Below are 20,954 nucleotides of genomic sequence, written 5' to 3' on the forward strand. Positions count from 1 at the left end.
AAACAATATGAGAGCATTAACAGCTTCATTATTATTTGTATGCTTAAGCACAACTGTTGTAGCCCAGTCTAATTACAAGGAAAGCTCCAACAGTTTTGCTCGGTATACTGTAAAAGGCGAGATCAAAGAATTGGAAAATGCAAAGAAATTCATTGATGCAGCTTATAAAACAAAACGAGATTCATCTTCTACTAAGAATAATCTGTTGCGTGCTATGGTTTATAGTTCGCTAGCCTATGCAGATTCTACACGTAAAATTAAAGCTGACAAAGATCATATTGATATAACGAACGATGCGCTGTCACGTGTCAATCCAAAAGACTTATCACGTTCAGAAAACGAAGTAAATTATATCAATCAGAATTTGATAGCTGCTTACATCTTTAAGGCCAACAAGCAAATTGAAAAGAAAGAATTCGAAAATGCTTACAATAGTTTTCTTGAGGTAGAAAGATTAGGGTCACAATCAGAAGATGTATTGCGTAATTTAGCTTTTTTATCAGCTGAAGCAGGTAAAATCACAGAAGCAATAAATTTTTATAAAAAGTTAGTGTCTAGTGATAAATCTCAACCAATTACTTATATTTCATTAGCTAAATTGTATAGGAAAAATAAGGATAATCAATCTTACTTGAATACATTACAAGAGGCGCGTGAATTGTTTCCTTCAGATAAGACGATTTTATTTCTTTTGATCGAATCTTTCTCCGAAAATAAAACTTATCAAGCGATTACACCCATTATAGAAGAAGCGTTAAAATATGAACCAAATAACTTGGAATTATTTTATTTAGCAGGCTTTGCAAGTGAAAACGTAGGAAATATCGTAGATGCTAAAAAATATTACGGAAAAGTTTTAGATTTGGATGATAATAATTACGATGCTAATTTGGCATTAGGATTAATACATCTGAATGAGTTTCTAGCTGATAGCAATAATTTAGAAGCTCAATATCTAGCTCATGATTATTTATTAAAGGCAAATGGTATTAAACCTTATGCTGTCAATGCCTTAAAAGGTTTAGCTTTATTTTACGAGAAGGCAGAAGACCAAGAACAACTGGACCGAGTTAATACACTATTAAATCAAATATCAGATAATTAAATAATAAACATATGAACATCAAAAAAGGAATTATTTTTACAGCCATATTCGTTTCAGCAGGTTCATTATTTGCTCAAACGGGTAATATCAAAAAGGCACAAACGAACTACCAAAAGTATTATGAAGTTAAGCAAGCTGGAACACCACAACTAGGTGCATCATATATCAGTGCGGCTAAAGAAGCAATAGATGCTGCCGTAGTTCATGAGAAAACAAAAGAATCAGCTGAGGCATGGGCAATCTACTCTTTGGTATATGGTAATTTAGGGGCTGACAATAACGACGCTGATCTATTAGCTAAAGCTAAAGATGCGATTGCGACAGCAAGAGGCTTAGATAAAGAGAAGAAAAACGAAGAAAATCTTAAAAATAGTGAACATAATTTATACGCTTATAATTTCAATAAGGGTGTAGGTGCTTGGGAGAAACAAGATTTCACTACTGCTTATAATTCATTCAATGATGCATTAAACTTTATGCCAGGTGATACTACATTGACTTATTATGCAGGTATTGCAGCCGTTCAAAATAAGGATTATGAAAAGGGATTAGCAAAGTATATATCATTAATTGATAGAAAAGATTATTCTGAGCATAAGAAAATTGTTAAAGATATCCCTAATTTGTATTTGTCATTAAATGATACTACTAACGCTATTAAATATGCTGGTATGGCCGCAAAAATGTATCCAGACGATAACGAGATTGCGAATCAAAATATCAACTATAATATTGCGTTAGGTAATACTAATGGGATTTTAGATGAATTGAAATCTCAAATCGAGAAAGAACCAACAAATAAAACGTTATATTTTTATTTAGGAATTGCTGAAGCTTCATTAAATAATAATCAAAAGGCATTTGAGGCTTATAAAAAAGCTTTGGAGATAGATCCTAATTATTTAGACGCTAATATTAATGCTGGTGTTACATTGATTAATACAATTAAAGATGAGTTACAAGTGTTAAATTCTAATAAGACTTTGTCAAATAGTCAATATAATACTAAAATAGGCGAGCTTAAGGAAAAGGTTAAGCCAGCTGAGCAATTCTTTTTAAAAGTTGTTGAAGCTGAACCTAAAAATGAAAGTGGTCTTAAAGGCTTAAAAAGTGTTTATGATTTCTTGCAGTTAGAAGATAAATCAAAAGAAGTACAAGCAAAATTGGATGCTTTAAATTAAAATATCATCTCGTAAAAAAAAGGTGGCTCAAGTATAACTCGAGCCGCCTTTTTTTATGAGATGATTCTGTTTTATTTATTTCAAAATAACGATTTCTACACGTCTATTCTTTTGACGTCCCTCTGCAGTTTTATTGTCAGCAATTGGTTTGTTAGGACCTAGACCATTAGTCGAAATGCGTGAACTAGGAAAACCACCATCTTCTAAAAATTTCTGTACAGAAGCAGCTCTTTTTTCAGATAACCATATATTGTATTTTTCTTCCCCCGTAGCATCAGTATGCCCATCAATACGGATTTTTTTACCTTTCTGTTCTTTTAATAACTTTATCACTTTGTTTAATTCAACTTTAGCTTTTTCAGTTAAATAGGATGAATTACTTGGAAATAATACGTCAGATGACAATGAAAACTTAATTCCTTCATCAGTACGGGTAGCGTCATTAAATTCATGTTTAACATTCTTCAATCCATCGTCTGTTCCATCTTTACTCACTACAGCACCAGGAAGAATAGTCAATTGTTGTTGTTTACATGCGTTGAACGAAAATATACTGGCTAATAGTGGGAGTATTAGTAATTTTTTCATATAATGTTTTAATTTTAATGCGTTTCTAATATAACTTATTTTTGGAATATTATTGCTTCTTATTTCTGAAAAGGCTTTCTCTTGTCTGCTTTAATTCAGGTATTCTTTCATATAAGTCCCAAATTAAACCAGTTCTGGAATTTTCAATCATAATAGCAATACTTGATTGATTGTCAGATGTATATTCGTCGGATACATCTTCGTCTCTAAGGTCAATCCATGAGCGAAATCCTAACTCTGACAATAACACATCGCCATATTGTTTATAAAAATCTATGATGGATTTGGTACCTATTGTCTTGTCTAAAAAAATGGATGAAGACGCTATAGCTGGATTTATTCGGTAATGATCGCTATTATCAAATTGTTTGTAGTACCCCCAAATATCACTATTATTTACGCCGACGCCGATCTCGTTATCCCTTCGCTTTGTGTATTGTAAATAATTGCTTAATACATTATTCCAGTTCGATAGTGAATCATTAATTGCGCTAGGACGTATGGTTAGAAAGGGTTTATAAAGACCCAAAAGACTCGTGCTTAACTTGCCAAATGGTAAGTTAACACCATATGCTATTTTGTTTTGGAACACAGATACTTTTATAGTAGAGTCAATTATATTGGAATTGGCCTCTACATCAAGATTTTCTTCAATGCGCTCATCATAATAGTATGGGTTTAGAGATTGAGTTGTATCTATCTTGATATTTTCTAGTTTATGGTATATAGCATCAAAATAAGTGTCCAAAGGAATCGCGTATTTAGTCTTTCCTGTAGCCATTAAATAAGTGTTAATTGATTTATTAAATCCAATTAAAGAATTACTTTTATTTTCATTTTTCTCAACCAGAGCAAGTTTTGATGTTAATAGATTACTATCGTTCAACAATGATTTCCAATTCACTTGCTGATAAAGTTGGGTGATTCGATTACGTAAATCATTTTCTAATTCACTTTTATCATTGAAATATTCACGTGCAATTAACAACGCTTCAATTATTTCGGCAGAAGCTTTAACATCATAAATCGATAAATCATTTCTGTATTCAGGAACACCTTTACGTGCGTCATAATACGCAGGAAATATGCCGTTTTTATGTTGAGATTTTAATAAGAAAAATGTAATTTTTGAAATTCTATTTAAGGCACTTTGTCGTGATATAAATTCATTTTTCACACCAACAATTAGTGATAAAATAGCTCCCGCAGTTTCTTCGGTAGAAACAATAACTTTGTTTTTAGACCTAAATGGCATATACATACCACTATTGATGTCGAAATTTTCGATGAAATAGTTCACATTAGCTAATTGTACTAATTTCAATATTTCTTCATCATTCATAGGTGTTGTTTGAACTTCCTTGATATCGGATGATGGTGACTCCTGATAGTTATAATCCATCCAAGAAATTTTATAATAGTATTTTACTCCAATACGAGGTACAATATCCAAGCAAGATTGCATTGGAACTGTTTTAATACTAATGGGGTAGAATTCCTTTCCATCGATCGATCGATAAATTTTTATGTATCGAATACTAGGCGATAGAGGCAATTGCCATTTAAGATGAACAGCTTTATCATATGCCTTTACTTCACTTAGAATTGCTGCAGAACGTAAGGGAATTTCAGGATATTTATTTGGTAAAAACTCTATTTGATCTAAAAATACTTGTTGTAATTTTTCTGAATGACCATTTTGAGAAAATCCAATACCCAATACACTAGCTTGACTACTGGTTAAATTAAATTTTTTGATTGGGATCTTTATTTGTAGCCATTTATTATATTCTAATTTTGTAATGTAATCAGCAAGGCGAAGTGTGTCTGAATAGGCGTTCTGTTGTCTAACAAAAATTTTAGGCAGATTGTTTGCCGTAGTCTGTGTAGAAGGAATGAATAATCTTAAGCTTAAAAAATCAGTGTCTTCTACAGTGTAATTAAACTTCTGACGACTGTAATTGATGGTAGTTGTCCAATGTCCATCTATAGATGATAAGTATTTTAGTGATAAGGAATTTCCTGGTGTAAAAAATAATGTGTCCGAAACTAAGAGGTGTTTATTGATATTTTCTACCCAGCTATTACCCGAATAGATAACATTACTTTTTGCATAGGATCCCTTTACAATGCTATTATCAAAGACTACTTCCGGGTATGTGTCGGCAAATATTTTGTTTGGTACAAGTACAGCAATTAATATTATAATTCTTAAATAGTACATATTGAGTTGGATAATACTTAATTACAAAAATAGTTAAATCAAATGTATTTGATTGTAAATACCTTGTTAAGTTTAATTCTTGTATTGAAAAACGATAATTCATTTTCTTGTTGGATGTTAGTACCTTTGTCCTTATGTCTACAAGTACATCCAATACACAAGATACTATTGTAGCTTTAGCTACTTCACCCGGCTCGCAGGGAGCCATTGCTGTGATCCGTGTTTCAGGAAATGATGCGATTACTTTAGTGAATTCTGTCTTCAAAGGTAAAGATTTGACCAAGCAGACCTCACATACTATACATTTTGGAACAATCAGAGAGAGGGATGAGATTATTGATGAGGTTTTAGTTTCTCTATTTGTTGGGCCAAACTCTTATACTAAAGAAAATTCTGTTGAGATTTCTACGCACAATTCCAAATACATCATCGAGCGTGTTATCAATTTGTTGATACGCTATGGTGGTCGTGCTGCTCGGCCAGGAGAATTCACCTTACGTGCTTTCTTGAATGGCGGACTGGATCTGTCACAGGCTGAAGCTGTAGCGGATTTGATAGCTTCTAACTCGGCAGCATCACATCAAATTGCTATGCAGCAGATGCGCGGAGGTTTTTCCAATCAACTAAAAAAACTGCGTGAGGATTTAGTTCACTTTGCTTCGTTGATTGAGTTGGAGCTTGATTTTTCGGAAGAGGATGTGGAATTTGCAAATCGCGATCAATTGAAGGAGCTCATTCAGAAGATATATTCGGTCATTAATAAATTGATTTCATCTTTTGAACAAGGCAATGTACTGAAAAATGGCGTGCCTATAGTTATAGCTGGTAAACCTAATGTAGGTAAATCAACTCTATTGAATGCATTATTGAATGAAGAGCGTGCCATCGTATCAGATATAGCAGGTACAACGCGAGATACCATTGAGGATGAAATAAATATAAAAGGAATTACTTTTCGTTTTATAGATACAGCTGGTATTCGTGAGACAGTTGATATTATTGAAGCGAAAGGAGTGGAGCGTACTCGTGAAAAAATGAAACAAGCGAGATTGATTATATACTTGTTTGATCCTACTCAAGATACGATTGAAGACGTACAAATGCAAATTGAAGAAGTCAAAGGGCTAAATATTCCATTTGTAACCATCATTAATAAATCTGATTTAATTACCGATGCTCAGAGATCAGAGTTCACTATATTGAATCCGTTATATATATCTGCTAGGGAACAAATCGGTATCGAAGAATTGAAAGAAGAGCTTTTGAATCAAGTAAACTTAGCAAATCTTAATACAGACGATGTTATGGTAACGAATATACGTCACGTTGAAGCATTACAACACACACAAACATCACTTGAAAAAGTATTGTTCGGTATTGATAATCCTGTCACATCGGATTTCTTAGCTATGGATATCCGTCAAGCACTTTATCATTTAGGTGAAATTACAGGTAGTGTAACTACTGACGATTTGTTGGATAATATATTTTCTAAGTTTTGTATCGGCAAATAAATCGTAATTAACGGTAATAACTGATAATTACTAATAATATATAAACCCCTTAAAACTAGTGTTTTAAGGGGTTTTTCGTTTATTTTTAGTTATATTTGGATTGTGTTCTTTGTTATGGATTTGTACGGATTTTGTACGTCGAAATTGAAAAATACAAAATCCGTACAAATTTAAAATGGCGTGGTGGAATTATGAAACATCAGGTAACATCAGGAAACATCGAGAGGTGATTTCATGAAACAATATAAACTTAAATAAATATGTCAAGTAATATTAAAATTAGTCGTATCTGCGATTTTTGCGGCAATGCTTTCTTAGCGAAAACAACAGTAACTAGGTTTTGCAGTAAGAATTGTAATAGTAGATTTTATAAAAAGAAAATTAGAGATAAAAAATTACTGAAGTCTCTTGAAGAAACACATGAAAAATTAAAATCACCTAAATCAATGGATTTGGGATCAAATAAGCCTATACTCAATATAGTTGAAACTTGTCAACTTATAGGAGTTAGCAGAACCACATTATGGAGATTAATTAATAAAGACCGTATAAAAACCACTTTGATCGGTAGACGTGTAGTTATAGCAAGATCAGATATCTATGAATTTATAAAGTTGAAACCATGATAAACTTTAAATTAAGAGAAAGTCAATTGAAGGATGGTCGTGTTAGTCTGTTTTTAGACTATTACCCACCAATTATTAACCCGAAAACTGGAAAATCTACTCGAAGAGAGTTTTTAAAATTGTATTACAATAAGAAAACTAAAGATCCATTTGAAAAGCAAAAAAATGAAATTATAAAAGCTGCTGCAGAGAAATTAAGATTAGAAAGATATAATAGATTACTTACAGGTTCATTTGAAGAGGGCTCCTTCTTTGCTCAAGAAGAAAGCTTCTTGGATTTCTTTAAAATGGAATCTAAAAAACGTGCTACCTCAGATGGCAATTATAACACATGGAAAAGTTCTTATTCATATTTTTCTAGATTCACCAATAACCGTTGTAAGTTTAAAGATATAACAGAAAAATTGTGTAGAGATTTCAAAACGTATTTAGAGAAAACAACTACACTTAAAAGTGAAATGAATAAGTTAAGTGCTAATTCTAAGCACATGTATTACAATAAATTTAAAGCAGCTATAAATGAGGCCTATTTGCAAGGTCTAATTTCTAAAAAATTTACTTTAAGGATTCAATCTCCTAAGGCCGAAAATCCATTCCGTGAGTTTTTAGAAGAGGATGAGATTAAAAGATTAATGGAAACTCCATGTGAAGTTGATACGATAAAAAGAGCGGCTCTTTTTTGTATTGTAACGGGTTTAAGGGTGAGTGACGTTTTTCCTTTAAAATGGAGTTCATACTCTTATGACTCAATAAATAAACATACTTTAAGATTGAAAAGTGCAAAAATGGGTGAGTTTATTTATCATCCGATTTCCGAGCAAGCTTTTAAACTTATGGGTAAAATAGGAGGTAAAAATGATCAAGTTTTTAGGGGGTTAAAATATTCAGCTAATAACAATAAATTATTAGAAAGATGGCTCCATTTAGCTGGGATAAAAAAGAAAATAACTTGGCATAATTTCAGACATACTTACGCTGTCATTGTTATTGAAAAACATGGTATTTACGCAGGAAAGGAAATGTTACATCATAAAAATCTTAAAACAACTGAGATTTATAGCCATATGAAAATTGGTCAACGGGTAAAAATTGCAAATAGCATTATCATATGAGGTTAAATAAATTCTATTGTGATGCAGGTCGCGATTTTATAAACGTATCGATAGACCTTTGGGATGATTTTAAGAAATTTTATAATAGATATATTCCTAATGAAGAATACGAGATAGTGTATAAGCATGTAGATAATCTAAAATTTCAAATAGTGGGACCAAACGTTATTAATGACTTCTTACAAGGCCAATTGGAGATAATACGTATTCTGGTATCTAAAGAGGAGGGGTTTGACGTTCATGAAAAGTTAATAATACTTAAACAGTCAATTTCTGAATTTTCAATGATTAAACATCTTATCTCAGGTAGTGATCATCCAATTGTGTGCGGATATCTAGATTTTATTAATAATATAATCTTACCTATATACAAGATTAAAAATGATCTTTATGAGACACAATTAAACATAAAACACCACAAAAGTTTTGTTCGTTTAAGTCCTGAAGAGTTTGGTAATGTTCATCTTAATATTAAAACTATAAAATCTGGCGATTTAGAAATTATTAACAAGTATTTTGATAGTATTATTCCTGATAAGTCTCAAAGGGTGAAATTTAAGCAAGAGATTTTCAATGAAAGAGTTAATACTAAAGTATATGATCTTAATGTTAGGGATGCGAAAAAGTTTTGTGCATTCTTTAAATATTTGATTGGTGCTGATTATTTAGTTATTGAAAAGAAGTCCTTAGCTAAATGGATGAATAGAAAGTTTAAGAGAATGGATAACGGAAAAAGTATAGGTACCATTGAAACTCTAAAAAAGTATTTAAATGGAGAATATGATCCTCGATTATTATATAAATTAAATCTTTAATTTCCTTTCTGGCATAAAGGAAGTTGTATCAAACTAATTTTGTTTCAATGATTATTTGTACTTAATAAAATAATATGGAACAAGTATTGATTACTAATATTAGCAAGAAGGAATTAGTTGATATTATTGAACAGACCGTAATGGGTGTAATAGGATCAACAAAAACTCAAACCACTAATATTAGGGAAAGACCAATTGGAGTATCTAAAGCTGCACAGATTTTATTGCTGTCTGTACCTAGAATTTACCGTAAATCTAAAAATTTAGAAATTCCACATTTTAAAAAAGGCAACCGTTTATATTTTTATGAAAGTGAATTGGAAGCTTGGCTAAGGGGTGGTCATAAACTAAGTAATGATCAAATAGATAGTTTGTCTGATAAATATTTAAAAATCAATAGTTGATGCTATTTATGAGAATCGTATTCTCAACTTGAATAAATTAACAAAGTGCAATTGTATCTAAATACGTGAATTTATTTAAAAATTGATCATTTTATTAAGTTAAAAATAAAAAATATATTGTATAAATAGATAACTACAAATTAAAAATTAAATAATTAGGGTAGTTCGAATTGAACTTACTTAGTTATCAATGTATGTTTATTTATACAATATCTAAACTAATATTTGAACTTGAAGTTAGCAAATGATAATAATGATGTAGAACTATTGATTGGAATAGACCAATCGGATAGATCAGCTTTTGATGCTATATATCGAGCGCAGCTTTTTGTGTTTTTTTATATTGTAATTTAAATATTGTACTCTCATTAACTAGACTGTAACATATTTTAATCGAATTATAAAATCTGACTTCACTAAATGGTAGTAAATTCATGATGCCGTTGTTGCAGAATATTAAGCTAATAAGTTCAATTCGATAACATCTGAATTACATGAACTGTAAAAATTGATAATCCTCCAACTGAAATAAGTTGGAAGATTATCAATTTTTACCCACCCGTCTTGTATGTTTCGTAGTCTTTACTTGTAAAGAATTAATTATGAACATAAAAAACCAAGTATGGGGACTCATGCTGTTCCTTTCGCCACTATCTGCATTAGGGCAGGGAGGTCAAACCCAAATAGTCGGGAAATTGCCGCAAAGGTATAATACGCAAAAAATTTATTTAAATTATAGCTTAGACAACAAGCTTTTGCGAGATAGTGTAATCGTGCAAAAAGGTTCTTTTGAGTTTAAAGTAGCTATTGCTGAACCGCTGACTGCAGAGATTCGATTGGGTGATATGCAGCAGATGGAATGGTTGTCTGTGTTGCTTAAACCTGGGAAAATAACTGTTGATAGTAAGGATTCCTTACATAATGCTATTGTTAAGGGGGATTCCGACGTTTTGGCATATCAGAAGCTGGCAAAAATTATTAAAGAAAATTCGTATCGATCAACCATGGCTTATTTCAAAGGATTTTCTATAAAAGATATGGAAAAACAAAAGCAATACTTTGTAAAAGCTACTGAGGACGTAAGGACTGCTAAAGAAAAAAATAATAAATCGGTGTTTCAGTTTATAACCGAAAATCCCAATTCCATTGTTTCACTGCTGACCTTTAAAAATTACCCGCTAGGTGATAATCTTATTCAAAACGCCGAAAAAATAGCTTATTTCGAGAAGTTGAATCCTTCGCTAAGGGAATCGGTGTTGGGTAAGAAAGTTGAAAATGTATTAATCCAGGCTAAAGGCCTATCTGTATTAACCAACTACATTGACTTTACGTCGACTACTCCGGAAGGAAATCAATTGCGTATGCTGGACGTGCTGGCTAAACATAAATATATCTTATTGGATTTTTGGGCGAGCTGGTGTGGTCCTTGTCGCAAGGAAAACCCTAATGTAGTTAAAGCATTCAACGCTTATAAAGACAAAGGATTTTCGGTGATGAGTGTATCTTTGGATCAAGACAGGGCAAAATGGCTGGAAGCAATTGAAACGGATGGAATGCCTTGGTACCACGTTTCCAGTCTAAAGTATTGGGATGAGCCGGTAGCGAAACTATATAATGTTCGTGGTATACCTCAAAATGTGCTATTGGACAATAAGGGAAAGGTCGTAGCAATAAACCTCAAAGGGCAGAAGCTGTATGATTTTGTCGGTAAATTATATCAATCGTCAAACAATTAATCAAACAAACTATATGGGAACTAGGACTACTGAAATCATGGGTAGTCCTTTTTAAAATCAATTAAAAATGAATCATAAAATATTCGCTTATGTTTTCTTGTTGGTAAGTATGCTGATGAGCTATTCTTCCTATGCGCAGGAACAATTTACAATAAAAGGACAGCTAAAAGATCCTCGTTTGGAAGGAAAAGAAGTCTATATTGCATTTAAAAAAGAGAAATTCAAAAGTATTATAACAAAAGGACAATTTACAATCACTGGAACGATTCAAGAACCTTCCTTTGTCTCTTTGCTTTTAAATCAAGATAGTATTTTTGAGATCGCAATAAAAACAGGTGATACGACTAATCTTATCCTTCCATCACAAACCTCACTGTTTATAGAGCGGGGACAAATAAAAGTGCAAGGAGACAATTTTACCAATATTGAAGTAAAAGGAACGAAGTCTAATGATGAATTTGCTGCGCTGAAAACACAGATTGCAAAGACAATCAAGCAGCGAAATCTACAGTCTGAAACGGATATTCAAAACCTTAGAGATAGCTTGTATCTTACTTATGTAGAGAAAAATCCAACTACGATTGTGGCAGTTCCCATTTTAATGGCATTGAATAAAACGTATTTTGTTTCAAACCATTTGGATCGCTTGGATGCTTTGCTTCCAAAATTAGCGTCCAGTGTTCAAAATCGCTATGGTAAAATAGTTGCAAACAAAATTAAGACGATACGCGAATTTGGTATAGGTGCCGTAGCTCCTGCATTTACGGTGACATCACCTGAGGGTAAAGCTATATCGTTGGCTGACTACAAAGGGGAGTATGTACTTGTAGAGTTCTGGGCCCACTATTGTATACCATGCATCAAAGAGCTACCCTTCTTAAGAGAGTCTTATGATATGTTTAAAGACAAAAAATTCAATATTATACAGATATCGGTAGACCGTGCCAAAGACCATGAAAAATGGCTTCATGCAGTAGAAAATCACACTTCTGCATGGGATAATGGTATCGATCAGGAGGATCCGGCAAAAGCTGCTAAGACCGCATATGGTGTTACGGGGATACCTGCTAATTTCTTGGTAGATCCACAGGGTAAGATCGTAGCCATTGATTTGAAAGGTGACAACTTGAAGAACACATTGAAAACATTGTTGAACTAGGTTTTTTAAATTAAAAAGCACACTTCTAGTCTTTAGAAGTGTGCTTTTTGTTTGAAATAAATATGTACTTTATTTAGTGGAGAATAAGGTGTTTAAGTAAGTTTCCAGATATTCATCATGTAAATAATGTGCCTCAATTTTACCTTCTGGATTAATCAGAAAATTCATCGGTACCCCTAGGAAACCATATTCTTTTTGAATTGCAGAGGGATGAGTCAATTCGGCGACTTGTACCCAAGTTAGTTTATCATTTTCTACGGCTTTTAACCACTTTTCTTTGGCATTCGCGCCAGCATCCAGGGATACAGAAATGATCTCCAGGGGAGCATCTTTATAGGTTTGGTGTAGTCTACGAAGTAATGGGTGTTGCATACGACACCCTTTGCACCATGAAGCCCAAAAGTCTAGGTATACATATTTACCTTGGTAGTCAGATAGGTTTATCTGTTTGCCATCTGATGAAGTCAATTTAAAATTGGGTGCTACTTGACCGATTTTAACGGTTTTGGCGTCGGCATCCAAGAATAAGGGAAGGAATTTTCCCATATCGCTTTTCCGGTAGGCTGTAGGAAATGCTTCATATACTTGTTGAAAACGCTTTGCTTGAGCTATTCGGAAAGATTTCATATGATCTACCTCAAAAAATTCTAGAAACAAATCTTGCGATACCAATGAAGTTGGGTTTTTCTCCATGTAGGCTAGGATTAATTCATTCGATATTTTCCATTTGTCTATCTGGCTCGCCTGTGGATTTTGCTGCTGCGCAGTTTTAATCCCTTTTACCAGTAGTTGGTATTCATCTTGCAAACTGTTTGCACTGACCTTAATAGTTTGGAGGTCAGTGCCTCTAAGAAGAGTAGGCTTACCATCGACGAAAAAAAGTACTGTCTTTGGGTGCTGGTATTCTGTCAGGTAATTCCGTTCCTGTTTAGTATAAATGCGTAAATTAGCCTTTCCTATTTTTTTGACTGCTTTAAAATTAAATTGTTGATTTTGTATTGTTACGGTATCACTATGCCCAGACATAGATAGTATCAGTTCCTTTCCTTCAAGTGCAGGATCTGTCAATGATCCACTGATACTGAAATTGTATTCTTGGGCATGTGCGGTATTTAACAGCCCTACTAGAGCTGTTAAAACCACATGAAACGGGATTCTATTCATGTATTTAAGTTTAATACCTTTCGGCTTTCCAGTTTACGTCTTTTATCCTGATCAACTTTTCCCATTTGGCATCTGGTACCGGGTTTAGTTTTACTGTATTGGGGTCTGCATCCAAAACAAAGCGTTGTAAGGTTCCATCATTTGTGGGATCATAGGTCGCTACATAAAGCGAGTTTTGCGTAGGATTTTGCTGGGTGTCGAATTTAATCATCGTAATCTCTTTTCCTGCGAAAAGATCTAATTCGTACATGCGTTCATTTCCTGGATTATAATCGTAGGCATACAGTTTGTTTTGATAAGTATAGAATACCACGGTACGGGTGGAACTAAATGCATATTGCTCCGCTTGATCAAAATTTACGGCAATAGCCTTGACCGCATAGTTGGCCAGTTTTACCGGATTACTTCCTCGGGCATGAAATTTATAGATATTGCATCTTCCAGCATCGTTTTTGACGATGGCGAAGGTATTGCCATTATTAAATCCACCATCTTTGTTGAATGTGTTTTCGGCGTAACGTAATTTCTTGCCCTCGGATTGTGCATTCCATGAAAATGGGTCGCCTGCTTTGTCTGCTGGATAGGTAGAGCGATCCATACCTAGGAGCGCAGTGATGGCCATGAACTGATCATTTGTACGGTCGTACCACATCATTGTGCTCATGCTCCCAATAGGATACATCAAATAGGGAGCCGCGGGAAGTAGCTTTTCAAAGTTGTTGCTAACACGGTTTACAGGATTATAGAACATACCTGAACTGAGACTGGTATAGGTTGTGTAAATATTGCCCGTATTAGTAAGTACCACTTTATAACTTTCGTCACCCGTTTTGCCAATGTTGTCTATTATCTGGGGAGCCATGATTTCAAGGTATTCCTGTTGTACATTGATTGGATCCGTAGGCAACAAAAAGTTGGATAACGTACTGCTTGGGCTGGATTTCATGGTTTTCCGGTCAAGATAGTAGGAACCTGATTCAGAGGTAAACCACATAAGTTTGTGTCCTTCATAGATTCCGGCACCGTAAAAGAAGTGTTTCGGACCTTTCAACGTTTTATTTATACCCGAGTTTTTTATCATGGCATCCATGTAAACGGTATCCTTAATCATCGACAGCATGGCGGCTTCGGCATTCCCCTGTTTGTCTTCTCCAGTAAGTAAGATACCCCGGTTATAAGGGGTTCCTATAGTTAGATTAGCCAATTTAAAAAAAACAATACCGGTATTTTTATCGGTTATCCGATATTGTAAGGTATAATTTCCAGTGGGTATTTTTACGGGGAAGTTAAGATGGCCAGCCCTGCCAATGGTGTCTTGTTTGAATGCACCTTCTTTAAGTACCCAGCGGAAATCATAATTAGTAGAATCATTTATATTGAAAGTGGAGCTAAAAGTAGGGCTGATCCTTAAAGTATCCACATCGGTTAATGCGGAATAATTGTCCTGCCAGTTGTTTATTTCCAGTTCATTGATATCTTGATAGCTGTAGTTACCAAGGTCTTTGGCACAGCCCTGTACCAGTAAGAATCCGGCTATTAGCATACCCAGTGAGGGATTTAAGCTATATTTCGTTTTCGTTGTTTTCATATGGGTCTGTAATAATTAGGGTTTATAGGGTACACCAACATAACTTTTCCAGGGCACGCCTTCTGCATACATCAAACGTCCATCTTCTTCCAATACCGGGTTTCCTGCATCAAAGCGCTGTATCAATAACCTGGATAGCTGCTGACCGATAAGTGACATCCGTAATAGCGACATCCTTTCTGCATCCAAAAATTCGAAATAAGCTAAGCCAAGGTGTTCGGTAATAAATTCCATCTTACGACGGGTGAACACACCAAGTGCATTAAATTCTTCGCCATTGGGTTGTGCTTTTCCCAACCATGCCGTCGGTGTGACCATCATATTGGAGGCAATGATCGTATGGCGGCTAGCATCCATTTTTTGGGCAGGCCTAGAGCCATTGATGTCTGTAGGAGGATCCCACATGTTGAAAGCTGGCTTTAGATCATTTGTTTCGACAATCTTTATTACAAGTCTTTTTTCTGCCAGATCTAGATCTGGGGCAGCAAAGAAATCTATATTAACCCAGGTACGGTGGGCTCCTGCAGGTAGTGTATAAATGTCCTTGAGTACTGCATAATGTTTTCCTTGTTCAAGTGTTGTTGAATCGAGTTCTACAGTAATTTTAAACTGTCGGTCGTAGTCTTTTACTGGTCCAGCAAGTAGGATAGGCATTCTGTAGGTATACTGACTTGTGTTCATGACCAGAAAATCTACGCGCGAGCTGGGCTGGAAGGGGCCTGCTGTATCTACGATAAGACCAAAGTCGCGCACCCCAAAGTAAATACCTTCTGGGCCTGAATACTGCATATTATCCTTTTCACAGCTTAATAAAAGACAAAGCAGAAAGCTTAAATAGATTAAAAATTTATTTTTCATTGCTTCTTTTTAATTGGAGCGGACAGCTATTTCACTATCCGGTAGTGGTACGACATAATTTTGAAGAAACATGCTGACGGTGCCCGTGAGACGGTCAATACGTGGAAGATTCGTCTGCTGTGTTCGCTTATAATAATAGAATTGCTGGCCTTCACCGATCACCTCTTTTCTAAATTCTCTAGAGATAAACTGCAATAAAGCATTGCGGTCTGTAGGATTTAGATTTACTGCATTGCGATTCCTTCTAATTGTATTTAAATATTCTACTCCCTCTGCTTGTAATGGACTAGATTCTGCCAGCATGAGGATGATTTCACTAAGCCGTATCAAAGGCATCATGAATTGCCCAGGCGCATTGGCTATGGATTCAAATTTTGTACAGGTAAGCGAAGTAATGCTGTTGTCTGTACGTAATTGCCATATATCTTCACGGTAATCATTTTCATCATCATAGAGTTCCCTGACCCGACTATAGTCACTGTTGTCCAAATTGAAGGTTAATTTTTGCACCTTGGGTAGCATGGAACTAAAAGTCGTGTTAAACAAATTGTTTCTATTGTTTGTGTACAGGGAGAAGATAACTTCAGTAGAAAAAAGTCGGTCTTTCAAGGTATTATGCGTAGCGTTGGCATTGCTGACAAAAGGAAACTTGCTGTTTGGCCCAGGGTTTATTTCTGTCAGAAGTTCCTTCGCTAGGGAATAGGTCTTTTCACGATCTTGCTTCCACTGATAAGCACGACATAATAAGGCCTGAACGGCATAATAATTTAGACGGTATTGTCTAAAATACAAGGAATTGTCTCCTGCAGGGTTTTCCTGATGTCGTACTCCCGAAGTGCGTATCGGATCGTCAGCCAAAAGACGTGATGCTTCCTCCAGATCTTTGATGACCTGATCTAAATAGTCTTGTGGACTCAGCAAAGGGTGTAAATCAGTACCGGAATTAAGGGCGTAGGGAAGAGCAGGTGCTGTAATCTTGTCTGCCGTCCATACCGATCCAAAAAGACGGAGAATGTCAAAATGTAAAAATGCGCGTAGGGCCAATGCTTCGCCTTTGACGATCGCATGATAGGGTTGTGGTAGCACGGTGCCTGGTGAATTTGGTGTTTTTTCTAAGAGCACATTGGCATCGGCTATCATTTTATAGGAGCTGGTCCATATGCCGTCGAAAATCCGTATACTGGTACTGTCTGTATATATATGGTTGGCTACATCGTAATAATTATGGGTGCTACTGTTGATATGGTAATAGTGTGCTAAGACATCAATAGCACCAACACTGAGGGCATTTCCATAGCTTCTAGAAGCTGTCATGTCGACGTAAATTCCGTTGAGCGCTTTCAGATAACCTTCCTTATTGATAAATAGTTCGGAAGCTGAAAACTGATCTGTCGGTGTAATTTTAAGCCATTTCTGGCAACTGCTCATCAGCACTATAAATAGGGGGAAGAGTAGCGTTATCATTATGTTTTTCATAATTTCCATTTAAAAACTTATTCCACAACTAAAATTGATATGTCGAGCAAAAGGATAATCAATACCTCGCTCATTTCGAATGGTTGAAAGGTGCATTAGCCTATTGGAGCCCAGACTGAAGTTCATGCTGCGTGCGCGTATTTGTTTCAACCAAGACCAGGTACTGGTTCTGTAGGATATGCTTACAGCATCTAATGTCAAAACGTCATTGTCTTGTATAAAGCGGGATGACATCGGCGTGCTGGACTGTAAATTTAAAGCCTTGAAAGAAGCTTCGTCTCCTGGTTTCTGCCAACGGTCGTATAATGCCCGTTTGTCTTGATTATAGCGTAAGGAGGCTGAGCTGATATTTTCTACCTTGTTATAGAGTGTGTTCATAAAAGTTTTACCGCCCATTTGATAACCGAAACTGACCAATACGTTAAAATTTTTATAATATAATGTACTCGTCAGATTGCCATCGAAAATAGCACGTGAATTTCCGATTTTGACTTCGTCCTGATAGTTGAAAACAAATGTTTCTTCGCCAAAGCGGTTCAAGAAAATCTCTCTTCCTGTAGATGGATCAATTCCCAATGAAGGTACAGCCCATAGGTCATCAGGACTCCCCCCATCAAAGAAGCGTATCATACTTCTATTTCTGTTTTTTTCATTGTGGTTATCCAATTTATTACCAATATCTTGGTATTCGGATCGGCTGTGGCTAAGATTTAAATCTAAGCGCCAAGTAAATTGGGGTTTGAGTATGGGAGCGACACTCAATATACCCTCCACACCCTTAGTCATCAAGCCGCCCAGGTTTTGAATGGAGACATTTCGACCATTGGAGGAAGCTGTGGCCACACTTACCAATAAGGGATTGGTATCTTTTAAATAATAATCAACCATAATACGCAGGCGATCCTTAAAGGCTTTGAAATCTACAGAATAGTTTTGCGTATAGGTTCTTTGCCATTTCAAATTTGGATTGCCGAAATTACTAATACTCAATCCAGGTCCAAATGGATTGGCATTGAGTGTATTATATTGATATATCTGCATGGCGATGTAGGACTTGAAATTTTGATTGCCTTGATTGCCATAGGATGCTCTTAAGCGCAGTTGGTCTATCCAATCCAGGTCTTTAAAAAATGCTTCTCGGTGCAAGTTCCATGCCCCTCCGATGCTATAGATATTGGTAAAGTTGCGGTTGGAGCCATAAATAGAGGAACCATCAATACTTAGGTTGGCATCAACAAGAAACCGGCCATCATAGCCATAGTTGGTATTCATCAAAAAGGCTATAGATCGATCACGAAGATCCTGGTAGGATGGTAATCTTCCTAATTCATAAGTTAATGCCAGCTGTGGGTTGATGATTTTATCATCAATAAATCCTTGAACACCATACTGGGTATTGTTGCTCTGGTTGTGAAACAAAGACATACTACTTCCTACATTGATTGTATGTTTATTCCATGTATTACCGTAAGATAGGATAGCCCTACCATTATATTTTAGGATCTTATCTTTTGATTCCGTATATCTCCCTCTTTCGCGCATCGGGCTGGTCGCATACTCGCTGTTATTGGGTGATCTAAAGATCTCGCCGCTATTGCGGAATTGAGATAAGCCTGCATTTACACGGAGCAGTAATCCTTTGAGTATATTCCAGTCGACACTTAAATTGTTAATGATTTCCTGACCATCTGTTTTTGACAGGTTGTTGTTGTTGAAATCATATAATGGATTAAATCGGACATCGTTCGAAATATTTTCTAGATATTTGTCCGGTTCTCCTGCCTCATTGTATTTTCGGTAATAAGGATTGGCCTGTACAAAGCTTAAAAACGAAACAGGCTCTTTATTTGCTACCACATAGCGTGCATTGAGGATGTTGTTGAAAGAAAATTTCCCTTTGCGATAGATGAGGTTAATATTGCCATCAGTTACCTCTTTGTCTGATTTTTTCATCACTCCTTGGACGACTTGTCGATTGAGGCCTATGCTATACTGAAAGGTTTGGTCGCCGCCATCTAAACTAATATTATGGGATTGACCAATTCCAGTGCGAATCGGCTCATTCAGCCAGTAGCTATCGACACCGCGATTTACTTCCTTGAGACGATCCAAATAAACCTGTTCTCTTTGAGGTTGATTATTGTTTGTGATCTGTCCATACTCGTTTACGGAACCATAATGCCCGGATAAAAGTTCAAAGCGTAGCTTTTCAGCGGCATTCATCAGGTTATAATCAGTCAGGTCTGCAAGGTCCATGTCCATGCGTCCACTATAATTGAAAATAAGTTCGCCGGATTTTGGTTTTTTAGACTCGACGACGATAATGCCATTGGCACCCTTGGCACCGTATAATGCGGTAGCGGTTGCATCTTTTAATATGGTAATGGATGCTAATCGATCAATAGGGATATTCCGGATGCGCTCCATGGTGGATTCGAATCCATCGAGTATGAAGAGTGGTTGATTAGGATCTGTGCCAAATGCATCGTCCAATGCGGCAACACTGGTCTTACCCCGGATTTCTAAATTCAGTTGTTGGTTGGGATCTGAACCTAAGCTGTTGTTTTGTACGATTTGAAAGGAAGGGTCAAGGATCTGTAAGCCTTCCAGCACATTGGAAGCGCTCGCCATCTGTAATTGTTCGGCGGTATAGGTTGCATAAGCGCCTGAAAAGCTTTCCTTCTTGCGGTTGAAAATACCAGTCACGACGACATCATCTATTTCCTGCTGCTGCTCTTCAAGCCTTGCAAATAGTATTGGGTTAATACTAAGGTCCACCTGAATTTCAAAAGGCTTCATGCCTATAATGGTTACTTCGACGATAGGATCTTTATCCATTGATGGGAAAACAAGGGCGAAATCACCATTAGGATTACTTTTTGCCTGATAGGAGGTACCCTTTATCTTTACTGTAGCATTGGGGATTGGTTTTTCATTATCCTTACGCACGACAGTTCCAACTATGGAGCGCTGTTGTGTACGTGTCCTGGCAGGGAGATTTGTCTTAGGTTGCTGTAAAATTTTCGAAAGGGATATTACCTTATTTTCGATGTTGTACTGAAAAGGTTCTGTTTCACAGATTATTTTTAAGAAAGTATTAAGCTCCATGTTTTTAGCATCAATGCTAATCTTTTTTGCTTGTTGAATTTCTAATTTTTGACCAAAGACCGTATAGTTTGTCTGTTTTCGTATGGCTTCTAGCGCTTGTTCTAGCGGAACGTTTTTCCCGGAGAACGTAATTTTTTGTGCGTAGACCGTACCAATGCAGACCCACAACAGGCAAAGCACGAATTGTTTCATTTAATAAGGTTAGTTATATTAATATTATATCATAGTTCTGTTTTTTCGTCAGTAGCTGATACATTCAGGGAGGGACGCTGATTTTCCTTTTCATGGACTGTAGT

General features: G+C 35.7%; 16 protein-coding genes. 9 read left to right on the top strand and 7 right to left on the bottom strand.

The window, feature by feature from the left end; translation table 11 throughout:
- Window positions 1-7 precede the first annotated feature (7 nt).
- Both IPZ78_RS10285 and IPZ78_RS10290 read left to right on the top strand, forming a co-directional pair.
- Window positions 8-1,105 (top strand): tetratricopeptide repeat protein, encoded by a 1,098-nt coding sequence (locus IPZ78_RS10285; protein WP_225553359.1) that lies wholly within the window; start codon window positions 8-10, stop codon window positions 1,103-1,105.
- 11 nt (window positions 1,106-1,116) lie between these two features.
- Window positions 1,117-2,286: a tetratricopeptide repeat protein gene (locus IPZ78_RS10290; protein WP_225553361.1), complete on the top strand. Its 1,170-nt coding sequence runs from the start codon at window positions 1,117-1,119 to the stop codon at window positions 2,284-2,286.
- A 75-nt stretch (window positions 2,287-2,361) separates the two neighbouring features.
- Here the strand turns inward: IPZ78_RS10290 and IPZ78_RS10295 are convergent, their stop codons facing one another.
- The gene (locus tag IPZ78_RS10295) at window positions 2,362-2,874 is read right to left on the bottom strand and encodes an OmpA family protein (RefSeq protein WP_225553363.1); all 513 of its coding nucleotides are present in this window, start codon (window positions 2,872-2,874) and stop codon (window positions 2,362-2,364) included.
- A gap of 49 nt (window positions 2,875-2,923) precedes the next feature.
- On the bottom strand, window positions 2,924-5,098 hold the full coding sequence (locus IPZ78_RS10300; protein WP_225553365.1) for a glucoamylase family protein: 2,175 nt from the start codon (window positions 5,096-5,098) through the stop codon (window positions 2,924-2,926).
- Window positions 5,099-5,232: 134 nt separating this feature from the next.
- On the opposite strand from IPZ78_RS10300, the gene mnmE reads away from it, so the two are divergent.
- The 7 genes from mnmE (at window position 5,233) to IPZ78_RS10335 (ending at window position 12,464) form a co-directional block, all read left to right on the top strand.
- Window positions 5,233-6,612, top strand: coding sequence for a tRNA uridine-5-carboxymethylaminomethyl(34) synthesis GTPase MnmE (mnmE, locus tag IPZ78_RS10305; protein ID WP_225553366.1), 1,380 nt, complete (start codon window positions 5,233-5,235; stop codon window positions 6,610-6,612).
- Between the two features lie 260 nt (window positions 6,613-6,872).
- Entirely contained in the window at window positions 6,873-7,238 is a 366-nt protein-coding gene (locus tag IPZ78_RS10310; protein WP_225553368.1) for a helix-turn-helix transcriptional regulator, read from the top strand.
- On the top strand, window positions 7,235-8,350 hold the full coding sequence (locus IPZ78_RS10315) for a tyrosine-type recombinase/integrase (RefSeq protein ID WP_225553370.1): 1,116 nt from the start codon (window positions 7,235-7,237) through the stop codon (window positions 8,348-8,350). Before IPZ78_RS10310 ends, IPZ78_RS10315 begins: the two co-directional genes overlap by 4 nt.
- Window positions 8,347-9,165: a hypothetical protein gene (locus IPZ78_RS10320; RefSeq protein ID WP_225553373.1), complete on the top strand. Its 819-nt coding sequence runs from the start codon at window positions 8,347-8,349 to the stop codon at window positions 9,163-9,165. Before IPZ78_RS10315 ends, IPZ78_RS10320 begins: the two co-directional genes overlap by 4 nt.
- Before the next feature lie 74 nt (window positions 9,166-9,239).
- Window positions 9,240-9,569, top strand: a complete 330-nt coding sequence (locus IPZ78_RS10325) for a helix-turn-helix domain-containing protein (RefSeq protein ID WP_225553374.1) — start codon at window positions 9,240-9,242, stop codon at window positions 9,567-9,569.
- A gap of 602 nt (window positions 9,570-10,171) precedes the next feature.
- Window positions 10,172-11,305: a TlpA disulfide reductase family protein gene (locus IPZ78_RS10330; protein WP_225553376.1), complete on the top strand. Its 1,134-nt coding sequence runs from the start codon at window positions 10,172-10,174 to the stop codon at window positions 11,303-11,305.
- A 67-nt stretch (window positions 11,306-11,372) separates the two neighbouring features.
- The gene (locus IPZ78_RS10335) at window positions 11,373-12,464 is read left to right on the top strand and encodes a TlpA disulfide reductase family protein (RefSeq protein WP_225553378.1); all 1,092 of its coding nucleotides are present in this window, start codon (window positions 11,373-11,375) and stop codon (window positions 12,462-12,464) included.
- A 69-nt stretch (window positions 12,465-12,533) separates the two neighbouring features.
- On the opposite strand, the gene IPZ78_RS17320 is transcribed toward IPZ78_RS10335, so the two are convergent.
- From IPZ78_RS17320 to IPZ78_RS10360, 5 genes are read right to left on the bottom strand one after another with little or no spacing between them, the layout of a single operon-like run.
- Window positions 12,534-13,628, bottom strand: a complete 1,095-nt coding sequence (locus tag IPZ78_RS17320) for a TlpA disulfide reductase family protein (RefSeq protein WP_317197577.1) — start codon at window positions 13,626-13,628, stop codon at window positions 12,534-12,536.
- Window positions 13,629-13,638: 10 nt separating this feature from the next.
- On the bottom strand, window positions 13,639-15,216 hold the full coding sequence (locus IPZ78_RS10345; protein WP_225553380.1) for a PKD-like family lipoprotein: 1,578 nt from the start codon (window positions 15,214-15,216) through the stop codon (window positions 13,639-13,641).
- Between the two features lie 15 nt (window positions 15,217-15,231).
- Window positions 15,232-16,074 carry a DUF4843 domain-containing protein gene (locus IPZ78_RS10350; RefSeq protein ID WP_225553382.1) on the bottom strand — a complete coding sequence of 281 codons (843 nt, stop codon included), beginning with the start codon at window positions 16,072-16,074 and terminating at the stop codon, window positions 15,232-15,234.
- 9 nt (window positions 16,075-16,083) lie between these two features.
- A complete protein-coding gene (locus IPZ78_RS10355) occupies window positions 16,084-17,559 on the bottom strand; it encodes a RagB/SusD family nutrient uptake outer membrane protein (RefSeq protein ID WP_317197578.1) in 1,476 nt (491 codons plus the stop codon).
- Window positions 17,560-20,850: a SusC/RagA family TonB-linked outer membrane protein gene (locus IPZ78_RS10360; protein WP_225553384.1), complete on the bottom strand. Its 3,291-nt coding sequence runs from the start codon at window positions 20,848-20,850 to the stop codon at window positions 17,560-17,562.
- Between the last annotated feature and the right edge of the window lie 104 nt (window positions 20,851-20,954).

It is taken from the genome of Sphingobacterium bovistauri (assembly GCF_020295405.1).
GTDB classification, from domain to species: domain Bacteria; phylum Bacteroidota; class Bacteroidia; order Sphingobacteriales; family Sphingobacteriaceae; genus Sphingobacterium; species Sphingobacterium bovistauri.